The sequence below is a fragment of the Duganella sacchari genome (genome assembly GCF_900143065.1).
Classification (GTDB): domain Bacteria; phylum Pseudomonadota; class Gammaproteobacteria; order Burkholderiales; family Burkholderiaceae_D; genus Rugamonas; species Rugamonas sacchari.
Genome location: NZ_FRCX01000003.1, coordinates 289,899 through 301,570, shown reverse-complemented (window position 1 = coordinate 301,570; position 11,672 = coordinate 289,899). Strand labels below are relative to the sequence as shown.

The window sequence follows — 11,672 nt, the reverse complement described above, 5'->3', positions numbered from 1 at the left end:
CTATTCTGCGGGCACGCCGGCAGCAGGCGCGGTCACTGGCGCGGAAACGGCAGCCGGAATAACCGGCAACGGCGTGGTCAACACATCCAGCAATGCTGCGGTTTCCGCATCCGGCGTACCGTCGTACAGCGATGGCCGGTATTTGGTCTGGAACACCGAAATCACATTGCGCGTGGCCTGATCCAGCTCACCATTCTGCGGCACGGCATAGCCGTGTTCAGCGAGCTTACGCTGGAACCACAGCACATCCGGCAGCTGCTCCTGGAAGCCCGGCACGCGCGCCGCCACGCGGCTCGCTTCCGGCCATGGAATCAGGCCGGCATCCGCCAGCTGCTTCCACGGGAACATCGGTCCCGGATCCTGCTTGCGCTGCGGCGCGATATCGTTGTGGCCGAGGATATTCCCCATCGGGATATTGTGACGCTTGACGATATCCTTCAACAGCAAAATCAGCTGATCGATTTGCGCTTGCGAGAATGGCGCGTACACGCGTCCCTGCGCCGTCTCCTTGAAGCCGGGATTCACAATCTCAATCCCGATCGACGCCGAATTGAGCTGGTTATAAATCTTCCAGCTGCTGTAGCCCGCGTGATTCGACTGGCGCGATTCGTCCACCAGCGTGTAGAAGAACGGCTGCTCCGTATCCGTCAGCAGATAGTGCGCGCTCACATCCGCCGTCGTCAGCGTCTTGATCGAACGCGGCAAGTCGCTCACGGTGTAATGCACGATCACATACTTGATACGGTCACTCTGCGCGCGCGATGTCAGCGAGTGGTCCAGACGCGGTCCGGTGGGCGGCGGCGGCACTGTGGCGCAGCCGGCCACCAGGGCAGTCAAGGCGAGTAGCGGAATGATCTTCATAAATTTCTCAGCAGGGATTCAATGACAAGAGTGTAGAGCAATCCGCGCCGCCGCGTGGTGCGCAAGCGTGTGCCGCTGCGTCACCGTCAGCTCGGCCGGCAAGGCCGCGCGCATACTCTGCGCAATCAGCGGATGCAGATGCGCTGCGCGTCCGCCCAGCACAATCGGACGCGGGCCATAGCGGCCGACCAGCGCCAGCGCGATACGTGCCAGCTCGCTGCCCGCGCGCTCAAGGATGTTACGCGCCACCGGATCGGCGTCCGCACTGGCAGCGACAGCCAGCGCCAGCTGACCGATAGCGCCCCGATCCTGGCCATAGATGAACTGGCGCGACAGCGACCAGTCACTGCCGCCGATCTGGTCAAACACCGCGCGCGCCATGGCGGATTGCTGCCACACGCCCGGCTGTTCGTCTTCCATGCGCCAGATATGGCGCATGGCCTCGCGCGCAATCCAGAAGCCGCCACCGCCATCGTCCAGCGTGACGCCACGCCCGCCCGCGCGATGGAACTGGCCATCGGCATCGATCCAGGCAGCGATAGAGCCGGTGCCGGCGTAGACCAGATAGCCTTCGCCCGGCGCAAAGCTGTCCAGATAGGCGATCTCCACGTCATTGCGCATGCTGATGGCCGCTGGCGCCAGCTTCAGCACCTCCGCCAGCAGTTGCGTGGCCTGCGTGCCGACGCCATCAAAACCCGTGAGACCGGCACAGACGCGCACTGGCCGCCCAGCCGCCAGCACCTGCGTGGCCAGCATGGCGAACAGGCCGCGCACCGCATCGCGGCCGGCCGCACTGCCCATCTGCGTGGCCGACATGCCGCCGACACTGCCCTCGGCCACAATGGCGCCTGCCGCATCCGCCAGCGCCCAGCGGGTTTGCGTGCCGCCGGCATCGATGCCCAGTCCGAGATTACTCATTCATCAGCTCCGTGTATAAACGTTGATACGTTCACTTTCATTGCCAAGGCGGTCCACCGCGCTGACCACCACAGATTGCGCTGCGCCACCCGCCGCATCGTCCGCCAGCAGCAGCACCGGACGCGAAGCCGGCGCCACGGCAAAGCGCCACTCCGCGCCGTAGCGCGACCAGATCGCGTAGTTCGCCACCGGCTTGCCCGCACTGGCAGACAGTTTCAGCGCCACGCCATTGCTCTCGCGGCGCGCGGCCGCCTGCGGCGCGGCTGGCGCGTCACTGCCCAGCCATGGCGTAGGCGGTGTCAATGCCGCCGTTTGATAGGTTTGCGTGCGCAGCTGGTCGGCGATGCCCTTGCGGTTCTCCATCAGCGCGGCGATGGAGAAATGCAGGTGGCCGCGCACGCCATTGCGGCTGCGCGTGACGCCGATCTGCTTGACGATTTCTTCCGGCGCGAAGGCCTTGGCGCTATTGTCGATGCGGCTGGTGTAGAGGCCCGGCCATACGTGACGCGCACGCGTGTTCTGCGCCAGCCAGTAATCGAGCAGCACATCAAACGCCTGCGGCGCCTGGGCCACCGGCCAGTACAGCTGCGGCGCCAGGTAATCCAGCCAGCCGTTGGCCAGCCACAGTTCCGCATCCGCATACAGCTTGTCGTACTGGCTGAAACCGGCGATGCCGGCCGGACGCCGGTCCGGGCGGCCAATACCGAATGGGCTGATGCCGAAGCGTACCCACGACTTCTCCTTGCGGATGCCGAGGTACATGGCCTCGATCAGCGAATTGACGTTCTGGCGGCGCCAGTTGGCGCGGTCCAGCGTGCCGCCGCCGAGCAGATAGCGCTGCCACGATGGCTGGTCCGGGAACTCCAGCTCCTGCCTGGCGCCTACGCCGCCATCCAGCGCCACACCTTCCGGGCCGGCCGCATTGGGCGTATCAATCGGATACGGATAGAAGTAGTCATCGATATGCACACCGTCGATATCGTAGCGGCGCACCACATCCAGCACCACATTCAGCGTGTGCTGCGAAGCGGCGGATTCGCCCGGGTCCATCCACAGATAACGGCCGTAAGACTTGACGACGTCCGGCTGCGTGCGGCCGATATGGTTGGCCGCCAGCGGCGACTTGGCCGTCGCATGGCGCGCGCGGTAGGGATTGAACCACGCATGCAGCTCCAGGCCACGCGCGTGCGCCTGCTCGATCCAGAATTGCAGCGGGTCCCACGGCTGCGCCGGCGCGCGGCCCTGCTGGCCGGTGAGGAATTCCGACCACGGCTCCAGCTGGGACGGATAGATCGCATCCGCGCTCGGGCGCACTTGCAGCACGATCGCATTCAGGTTCAGCGCCCTGGCGCGGTCGAGAATCGCGAGGGCCTCGGTCTGCTGCTTTGCGACCGGCAGCGTATTCCGGCTCGGCCAGTCGATATTGGCCACCGTCGACACCCAGGCCGCGCGGAATTCGCGCGGCGCCGGTGGCGGCGTGTTCGGATCGGCCGGTGCTGGCGCCGGACGGCCCGGCTCCGGCGGACGCGCCGGCGGCGGCGTCGCGCCAGGCTCCGGCATCGGCGCAATCGGCGTACTGGAACATCCCTCAAGCAGCGCCGCCAGACCGGCTGCCACGCCAACCGACAAAGTCAGCCGCTTCTTCGCATTAAAAACCAAAACCACTCTCCGCATCAGTTGAGATCATATTGTAATGGCTCAACGACCGAATTCGTCCGGAATGCGTACCCGTGCCGCCATCGCAAACGCGGGCAGGGTAGAGATGCAGGCCCAGATGAAGAAATGTTGATAACCGAGTTGCTGCTGTATCCAGCCGCTGGCCATGCCCGGCAACATCATGCCGAGCGCCATAAAGCCGGTGCACATCGCATAATGCGCGGTTTTATGCTCGCCATCGGCCACCAGCACCATGTACAGCATGAAAGCGGCAAAGCCAAAACCGTAGCCGAACTGTTCCACCGCCAGGCAAATGGAAATCAGCGTCAGATTGGCCGGCAGCGCCGTCGCCAGATACACGAACACCAGATCCGGCACGTGCATGATGAACACCATCGGCCACAGGCTGCGTTTAAGGCCGAAGCGCGAAATCACCACACCGCCCGCCAGTCCGCCCAGCACCAGCGCACCTACGCCGATGGTGCCGTACACCAGGCCGAAATCCGAGGTGCTGAGGCCCAGTCCGCCCTTGTCCCGCGGATCCAGCAGGAAAGGCGCAGCCATCTTCAGCAACTGCGCCTCGCCCAGACGGTACAGCAGCAAAAAGCCCAGCGTGGTAACAATGTCCGGCTTCTGGAAAAACCGCTGGAACGTGTGCACAAAATCGCGCCACAGCGCACCGCTGGCGGCGTGACTGTGGTCCGAGTCCGGACGGGGCAGGACCAGCTGATGATAGGCGCACAGCACGAAGAACAGGGCCGCCGTCAACGCAAACACCACCGACCACGCGTGCACCGGACTACCGGAAACCTCGGTCAAGCGGCCGGCCAGATACACCAGGCCACCTTGGCCGCCGATCATTGCCAGCTTGTAGAACGCACTGCGCACGCCAACAAACGCCGCCTGCTGCCGCTGAGTGGGTAAGCCCAGCATGTAAAAGCCATCTGAAGCGATATCGTGGGTCGCCGAGCTGAAGGCCATGAGCCAGAAGATCACCAGCGTCCAGCGGAAGAAATCCGGCGCGTGCAGCGTCAGCGCCACCGCCGCCAGCGCCGCGCCGGACAGCAGCTGCAACAGCACGATCCAGCGGCGCTTGGTACCGAACATCTCCACCACCGGCGACCACAGCGGCTTCACCACCCACGGCAGATACAGCCAGGCCGTATAAAACGCCAGATCCGCATTCGAGATACCGAGATTCTTATACATCACAGTCGACAGCATCATCACCGCGACGTAAGGCACGCCCTGGCTGAAAGAAATACTGGGCACCCATGCCCAGGCACTACGTTCACGCATATCCACTCCGGGGTCAGGTCCGCCATTTCTACACAAGCTGAACTGTAACAGGCTCTATGGACGAGCTCGTGTAGAAATGACGGACCTGACCCCGATTTGTAGCGGCAGGGTTTTCGCTGGCGTTTGAGGGGGCGGTTACTTCAGTGCGCTGCGGATATTGCCGGTGTGGAGGTCCAGCTGGGCTTGCGCTTCGGCGGCGGTCTGTTTTTTGAGCAGCATGACGATGGCGACTTTGACCTGGTACTGGCACTGCTCCAGCACGCCAAGCGCGGCGTTGGTATCGGCGCCGGTGGCGTGCATGGTCAGGCGTACTGCCCGCTCCTTGAGCTTGGCGTTGGTCGCATGCAGGTCGACCATGAGGTTGCCGTAGACTTTGTGCAAGCGCACCATGAGCGCGCTCGATAAGGTGTTGAGCACGATTTTCTGCGCCGTGCCTGCCTTGAGCCGCGTGCTGCCGGAGATCACCTCCGGTCCGGTATCCACGCAGATGCCGATATCGGACCCGCTCAGCAAGGGCGTGCCCGCGTTATTGGCGATGCCCACCGTCAGCGATCCCACCATGCGCGCCGCCTGCATCGCGCCCAGCACGTAGGGCGTGGTGCCGGATGCGGCGATCAGCAAGATCACGTCGTTGTAGGTGGGGTAGAGCAGGCGCAGGTCGGAGGCGCCTTTGTTGCGGTCGTCCTCGGCGCCTTCCACCGCTTCGAACATGGCGCCCAGGCCGCCGGCCAGCAAGGCGATCGCCCGCTCATGCGGCCAGGAGAAGGTGGGATACAGTTCCACGCTGTCCAGGATGCCCAGGCGGCCCGAGGTGCCGGCGCCCACGTAGATCAGGCGTCCGCCTGCGGCAATGCGCGGTGCCATGGCCGACACTGCCGCGCTGATGCTGCCTGACGCCACCTGCACCGCACGCAACGCCTGCGCCTGGTCGTCGATCAGGGCGCCGACCAGGTCCTCTACCGGATAGAGGTCCAGTTGTGTGTGCTGGGTGCTGGGCGTTTCGGTCTTGAGCATGAGGCTTACGTCGCGCGCCGCATTTCAGCGACGAAGTCATAATGGTCGCTATGACAGTAGGAATGCGTGAGTTCCATCGCCTCGCCCGTCTCCAGATAGGCGATCCGCGTGATGTACAGCACGGCCTGGCCTTCCGGCACGCCCAGCTGCTTGGCCAGCTCGGCCGATGCATTCATCGCGCGGATGTGCTGCAAGGCGCGCGCCGGCGCTTTGTTGATACTTTCCAGATACTGGTACAGCGAGTTGCCCACCGCATTCGGATCGTTAAGCACGGTTTGCGGCAGCACCGACACTTCATACGCCATCACCACATCATCAGCCAGCCGCAGACGCTCCAGGCGCGCGACCTTGGAATATGGCGACAGCCCCAGGCTCAGCTGCTCTTCCGGTGTCGGCGTCACCACCGCCCGCTTGAGCCAGCGCGAACCGGGGATGTGGCCGCGCTGCTGCAACTGCTCCGAAAAACTGGTGAGGTTGGACAGCGGCTGCTCGATGCGCGGCGCAATATAATTGCCCGATCCGCGACGCCGCACCACCAATCCCTGGTCGACCAGCTGGTCAATTGCCTTGCGCGCGGTGACCCGCGACACGTTGAGCAACTCGGACAGGGTCCGTTCAGACGGTAGCGCCTGATCCACCTGGTATCGGCCATTGAGCACATCGTCGCTCAATTTGCGGGCAATTTGCATGTACAACGGCGAACTGTCATTGGCATCCGCCTTGAATTCAAAACTGGTCTGGCTCATTCAATTCTCCTCACACCTCTAGTGTAATAGCGATGCGAAAAACGGTGTACGCATAACGAGGTATGAACTAACAATATTTATACATGTAGCATAACGCGACATCGGCGAAGTGCGCTTATTTGGCGGATAATGCGGGGTTTGCATCACCAGACTCGACTGTCCCGACCATGTCCAAGAAGTCCTCCCCGCCCGCCGGCTGCCCGTGCGGCGGCCCATCCCTCGCCACCTGCTGCGGCCCGTATATCGATGGTACTGCCATTGCCCCGACCGCTGAAGCACTGATGCGTTCGCGCTATACCGCCTACGGCCAGCGCAACGAGCCCTACCTGCTGGCCACCTGGCATGCCAGCACCCGGCCGACCGAACCCATCATGAGTGAAGAGGAAAAGGTGCAATGGCTGGGACTTGAGGTAAAATCTGCTTTACGTTTACGTCAACGTAAAGCAGATGATGCCGGCCTGACCCAGGATACGGTGGAATTTGTGGCCCGGTTCAAGATCAATGGCCGGGCGCAGCGCCTGCACGAAATCAGCAGTTTCGTACGCGAGCCAGCAGAAGGAGGAGACCTGCGCTGGTTTTACGTTGACGGTAGTTTTCCAGAATAAAAGATAAAGGAAAAGCAATGCCGCAGATCGAAAGCAAACTCAATCCCCGCAGCGAGGATTTCAAAGCCAATGTCGCTGCCATGCAGGCTGTCGTCGACGATTTGCGCGACAAGATCGCCAAGATCGCGCTGGGCGGTGGTGAGGCGGCGTCGGCCAAGCACGTCGCCCGCGGCAAGCTGCTGCCGCGCGACCGTGTGCAGATGCTGCTCGATCCCGGCACGCCTTTCCTTGAACTGTCGCAGATGGCGGCCTACGCCATGTATGACGATGCGGCGCCGGCGGCCGGCATCATCACCGGCATCGGCCGCGTGGCGGGCCAGGAGTGCGTGATCGTCTGTAACGACGCCACCGTCAAGGGCGGCACCTACTATCCGATGACGGTGAAGAAGCACCTGCGCGCGCAGGAAATCGCTGACCAGAATAATCTGCCGTGCATCTACCTCGTGGACTCGGGCGGCGCCAACCTGCCGAATCAGGATGATGTATTCCCGGACCGCGACCACTTCGGCCGCATCTTCTACAACCAGGCCAACCTGTCGGCCAAGGGTATTCCGCAGATCGCCGTGGTGATGGGCTCTTGCACCGCCGGCGGCGCTTACGTGCCGGCGATGAGCGACGAGTCCATCATCGTCAAGGAGCAGGGCACCATCTTCCTCGGCGGCCCGCCGCTGGTGAAGGCAGCCACCGGCGAGGTAGTGACGGCGGAAGACCTGGGCGGCGGCGATGTGCACACGCGCCTGTCCGGCGTGGCCGACCATCTGGCGCAGAACGATCTGCATGCATTGTCGCTGGCCCGCACCATCGTCTCGAACCTGAACCGCACCAAGCCGCAACAGGGCGAGCAGCGCGCGCCGGTGGAACCTGTGTATGCCGCCTCCGAGCTGTATGGCGTGATTCCGGTCGATACGCGCAAGCCTTTCGACGTGCGCGAAGTAATCGCCCGCATCGTTGACGGCAGCGAGTTCGATGAATTCAAGGCGCGCTACGGCACCACGCTGGTGTGCGGCTTCGCCCACATCTTCGGCATGAAGGTTGGCATCATCGCCAACAACGGCATCCTGTTCTCGGAGTCGGCGCTGAAAGGTACGCACTTCATCGAGCTGTGCGCGCAGCGCAAGATCCCGCTGGTGTTCCTGCAAAATATCACCGGCTTCATGGTCGGCCGCAAATACGAAAACGAAGGCATCGCCCGTAACGGCGCCAAGATGGTGACGGCCGTGGCGACTGCCGCCGTACCCAAGTTCACCGTCATCATCGGCGGCAGCTTCGGTGCCGGCAACTACGGCATGTGCGGCCGCGCGTTCTCGCCGCGCTTCATGTGGATGTGGCCTAACGCGCGCATCTCGGTGATGGGCGGCGACCAGGCGGCATCGGTGCTGGCCACCGTGAAGCGCGATGGTATTGAAGGCAAGGGCGGCGCGTGGTCGGCCGAAGAGGAAGCCGCGTTCAAGCAGCCGATCAAGGAGCAGTACGAACACCAGGGCCACCCTTACTACGCCACCGCGCGCCTGTGGGATGACGGCGTAATCGATCCGGCCGACACGCGCATGGTGCTGGGCCTCGGCCTGTCCGCCGCGCTGAATGCGGAAATTGAAGACACCAGGTTCGGTGTCTTCCGGATGTAAGCGGAGATTGCAGCATGGTTGAACAAGTCGTCGATGTTCCGGCCAATATCGGCGGTGCGCAGATCACGCTGCAAACCACGATTTACAAGCCGCCAGGCGCCGGTCCGTTTCCGGTGCTGTTCATGAACCACGGTAAGGATGGCGGCGACGCGCACCAGCAGCCGCGCGCCACCTTCCCGGTGGTGAGCAAGGAGTTCGTCAAGCGCGGTTACGTTGTGGTGATCCCGATGCGGATGGGCTTCGCCGGTTCCGGCGGCACCTATGTCAACTCGCACTGCGACGCAAAGAACAACGGCGAACAGCAAGCCAATTCGCTGTTCTTTGCGATGGACTATGTGATGAAGCAGCCGTGGGCCGATCAGGACCACGTCATCATCGCCGGCCAGTCGCATGGCGGGCTGACGGCGATTGCAGCCGGCAGCCACAAGATCGCCGGTGTGCGCGGCATCATCAACTTCGCGGGCGGCGTGAACAGCCGTTCGCATTGCGACTGGCAAGGCGCCCTGGTCGATGCCTTCAAGGCCTACGGCGGAAGCAGCACGATACCGAGCCTGTGGTTCTACGGCGCCAACGATACGCACTTTGGTCCCACGCTGGCGGCCGATATGTACAAGGCCTACACCAGCGCAGGCGGCAAGGCGCAGCTGGTGGCGTATGGGCCGTTCAAAAAGGACGCCCACGGGATGGTCTCCAGCCCCGCAGGCGTTGCCATCTGGTGGCCCGAGACGGAACGTTTTCTGAAGTCTGTCGGAATGCCGACTGAAATCAAGTACAAGGATTGAACATGGCCTTTACGACTCTGACCATTACCCGCGAAGGCCGCATCGGCACCGTGACGCTGAACCGTCCCGACGTGCGCAACGCCTTCAACGAAACCACCATCGCCGAGATTAAGCAAGCCTTCAGCGAGCTCGGTGAAGATGCCGGCCTGCGCGCGATTGTGCTGGCGGCGAACGGCCCGGCCTTCTGCGCCGGCGCCGATTTGAACTGGATGAAAAAAATGGCGGGCTACACGCACGCCGAAAACCACGCCGACGCTCTGCATCTGGCGGAGATGCTGCGTACAATCTACCTTTGCCCCAAGCCCGTGGTGGCCAAGGTGCAGGGCGATTGCTACGCCGGCGGCATGGGCCTGGTGGCCGCGTGCGACATCATCGTCGCGGTCGAGGAGGCCAATTTCTGTCTGAGCGAAGTAAAACTGGGCCTGATCCCCGCCACCATTTCGCCTTACGTCATCAAGGCCATGGGCGAAAACGCCTCGCGCCGCTACTTCCTGACGGCCGAACGTTTCGGCGCGCAGGAAGCGCTGCGGATCGGCTTCGCCCACGAAGTCGTGACAGCCGATACGCTGGACGCCAAGGTGGCGGAAATCGTCAAGGCACTGGTCAACAACAGCCCGAACGCCGTGCAGCAAGCCAAAGTGCTGGTGCGCGAGGTGGCCGGGCAAGAAGTCGACGATGCGCTGCTGGCCGATACGGCCGAACGCATCGCACAAATCCGCGCCTCCGACCAGGGGCGCGAAGGTGTAGCTTCCTTCCTTGAGAAGAGAAAGCCTGCCTGGTTGAATAGTTAACCCGTCGTCCCCGCCTGCGCGGGAATGACGTGATAGGAGCAGTTTTGGAATTGAAGACACAAAGCGACTGGGTCGCGCGTAGCCTGCGCAGCGTATGGCATCCGTGCACCCAGATGCAGCACCACGAAACCATCCCTTTGATCCCCGTCAGCCGGGGCAAAGGCGCATGGCTGTACGACCACGAAGGTCGCCGCTACCTGGACGCCATCAGCTCCTGGTGGGTGAACCTGTTCGGCCATGCCAACCCGCGCATCAACGCGGCCCTGAAAGACCAGCTGGACACGCTGGAACACGCCATGCTCGCCGGCTTCACGCACGAACCGGTGATTGAACTGTCGGAAAAATTATCCGCGCTGACCGGCCATGTGCTGGGCCACAGCTTCTACGCCAGTGATGGCGCCTCCGCCGTTGAAATCGCGCTCAAGATGAGCTTCCACTCGTGGCGCAACCACGGCCATACGGACAAGCAGGAATTCGTCTGCCTCAAAGGCAGCTACCACGGCGAAACCATCGGCGCCCTGGCTGTCACCGACGTCGCCCTGTTCAAGGACGCCTACGGCCCGCTGCTGCGCGCCTCGCAGACCGTAATGTCGCCGGACGCGCGCACCGCCGCAGAAGGCGAAACGGCTGCCGATGTCGCCCGCCGCGCTGCCGCCGATGTCGAACGCCTGTTCATCGAACGTGGCGACAGGATTGCCGCCATCATCATCGAGCCGCTGGTGCAATGCGCCACCGGCATGGCCATGCACGACCCGCTGTACCTGCAACTGGTGCGCGCACTGTGCGACCAGCACAAGGTCCACCTGATCCTCGACGAAATCGCCGTCGGCTGCGGCCGTACCGGCACTTTCTTCGCCTGCGAACAGGCCAAGGTGTGGCCGGACTTCCTGTGCCTGTCGAAAGGCATCAGCGGCGGCTACCTGCCACTGTCGCTGGTGATGACGCGCGATGAAATCTACCAGGCCTTCTACAGCAACGACGTCACGCGCGGCTTCCTGCACTCGCACTCTTACACCGGCAGTCCGCTGGCCTGCCGCGCCGCACTGGCGACGCTGCAAATCTTCGAAGAAGATGATGTGCTGAACACCAACCGTGTAAAAGCGGAGCGCCTGACCAAAGCGCTGCAACCGCTGGCGCAGCACGACCAGGTGCGCAACTTCCGCCAGCGCGGCATGATCTGGGCCTTCGACGCCATCGATGCACCGAAAGACTTCTCGCGCCGCTTCTTCGCCACCGCAACCGAGCACGAACTGCTGATGCGTCCTATCGGTTCCACCGTCTACATGATGCCGCCGTACATCCTCAGCGACGAGGAAATCGACGGCCTCGCCGCCAACACGCTGGCCGTGTTCAATCAAGTGATGGCGGGCTGACG

General features: G+C 63.1%; 11 protein-coding genes. 5 read left to right on the top strand and 6 right to left on the bottom strand.

Features of this window, described 5'->3' with window-relative positions:
* From BUA36_RS07830 to BUA36_RS07805, 6 genes are all read right to left on the bottom strand, one after another.
* Entirely contained in the window at positions 1-861 is an 861-nt protein-coding gene (locus BUA36_RS07830; RefSeq protein ID WP_072783195.1) for an N-acetylmuramoyl-L-alanine amidase, read from the bottom strand.
* Positions 862-879: 18 nt separating this feature from the next.
* Positions 880-1,779, bottom strand: coding sequence for an N-acetylglucosamine kinase (locus BUA36_RS07825; protein WP_072783193.1), 900 nt, complete (start codon positions 1,777-1,779; stop codon positions 880-882).
* A gap of 3 nt (positions 1,780-1,782) precedes the next feature.
* Complete coding sequence (locus tag BUA36_RS07820) at positions 1,783-3,453, bottom strand: glycoside hydrolase family 10-like protein (protein WP_371851427.1); 1,671 nt, start codon at positions 3,451-3,453, stop codon at positions 1,783-1,785.
* A gap of 24 nt (positions 3,454-3,477) precedes the next feature.
* Complete coding sequence (locus BUA36_RS07815) at positions 3,478-4,734, bottom strand: MFS transporter (protein WP_072783189.1); 1,257 nt, start codon at positions 4,732-4,734, stop codon at positions 3,478-3,480.
* 135 nt (positions 4,735-4,869) lie between these two features.
* Positions 4,870-5,748 (bottom strand): N-acetylmuramic acid 6-phosphate etherase, encoded by an 879-nt coding sequence (murQ, locus tag BUA36_RS07810; RefSeq protein ID WP_072783187.1) that lies wholly within the window; start codon positions 5,746-5,748, stop codon positions 4,870-4,872.
* 5 nt (positions 5,749-5,753) lie between these two features.
* Positions 5,754-6,494, bottom strand: coding sequence for a GntR family transcriptional regulator (locus BUA36_RS07805; RefSeq protein WP_072783185.1), 741 nt, complete (start codon positions 6,492-6,494; stop codon positions 5,754-5,756).
* Positions 6,495-6,661: 167 nt separating this feature from the next.
* Here BUA36_RS07805 and BUA36_RS07800 point away from each other — a divergent pair, with 167 nt between their 5' ends.
* Genes BUA36_RS07800 through bioA form a run of 5 tightly spaced genes read left to right on the top strand, consistent with a single transcriptional unit; the run spans position 6,662 to position 11,670 of the window.
* On the top strand, positions 6,662-7,099 hold the full coding sequence (locus BUA36_RS07800) for a YchJ family protein (protein ID WP_072783183.1): 438 nt from the start codon (positions 6,662-6,664) through the stop codon (positions 7,097-7,099).
* A gap of 17 nt (positions 7,100-7,116) precedes the next feature.
* Positions 7,117-8,724 (top strand): carboxyl transferase domain-containing protein, encoded by a 1,608-nt coding sequence (locus BUA36_RS07795; protein WP_072783180.1) that lies wholly within the window; start codon positions 7,117-7,119, stop codon positions 8,722-8,724.
* Between the two features lie 14 nt (positions 8,725-8,738).
* Entirely contained in the window at positions 8,739-9,506 is a 768-nt protein-coding gene (locus BUA36_RS07790; RefSeq protein WP_084560050.1) for a dienelactone hydrolase family protein, read from the top strand.
* A gap of 2 nt (positions 9,507-9,508) precedes the next feature.
* Positions 9,509-10,297: an enoyl-CoA hydratase/isomerase family protein gene (locus BUA36_RS07785; RefSeq protein ID WP_139260410.1), complete on the top strand. Its 789-nt coding sequence runs from the start codon at positions 9,509-9,511 to the stop codon at positions 10,295-10,297.
* 44 nt (positions 10,298-10,341) lie between these two features.
* On the top strand, positions 10,342-11,670 hold the full coding sequence (bioA, locus tag BUA36_RS07780; protein WP_072783175.1) for an adenosylmethionine--8-amino-7-oxononanoate transaminase: 1,329 nt from the start codon (positions 10,342-10,344) through the stop codon (positions 11,668-11,670).
* Positions 11,671-11,672: the final 2 nt, after the last annotated feature.

Excerpts from the sequence above, each read along its gene's own strand:
- BUA36_RS07805 (WP_072783185.1), bottom strand. The coding sequence starts at position 6,494 with ATGAGCCAGACCAGTTTTGAATTCAAGGCGGATGCCAATGACAGTTCG.
- BUA36_RS07820 (WP_371851427.1), bottom strand. The coding sequence starts at position 3,453 with ATGCGGAGAGTGGTTTTGGTTTTTAATGCGAAGAAGCGGCTGACTTTG.
- BUA36_RS07785 (WP_139260410.1), top strand. The coding sequence starts at position 9,509 with ATGGCCTTTACGACTCTGACCATTACCCGCGAAGGCCGCATCGGCACC.
- BUA36_RS07800 (WP_072783183.1), top strand. The coding sequence starts at position 6,662 with ATGTCCAAGAAGTCCTCCCCGCCCGCCGGCTGCCCGTGCGGCGGCCCA.
- BUA36_RS07815 (WP_072783189.1), bottom strand. The coding sequence starts at position 4,734 with ATGCGTGAACGTAGTGCCTGGGCATGGGTGCCCAGTATTTCTTTCAGC.
- murQ (WP_072783187.1), bottom strand. The coding sequence starts at position 5,748 with ATGCTCAAGACCGAAACGCCCAGCACCCAGCACACACAACTGGACCTC.
- BUA36_RS07825 (WP_072783193.1), bottom strand. The coding sequence starts at position 1,779 with ATGAGTAATCTCGGACTGGGCATCGATGCCGGCGGCACGCAAACCCGC.
- BUA36_RS07795 (WP_072783180.1), top strand. The coding sequence starts at position 7,117 with ATGCCGCAGATCGAAAGCAAACTCAATCCCCGCAGCGAGGATTTCAAA.
- BUA36_RS07830 (WP_072783195.1), bottom strand. The coding sequence starts at position 861 with ATGAAGATCATTCCGCTACTCGCCTTGACTGCCCTGGTGGCCGGCTGC.
- BUA36_RS07790 (WP_084560050.1), top strand. The coding sequence starts at position 8,739 with ATGGTTGAACAAGTCGTCGATGTTCCGGCCAATATCGGCGGTGCGCAG.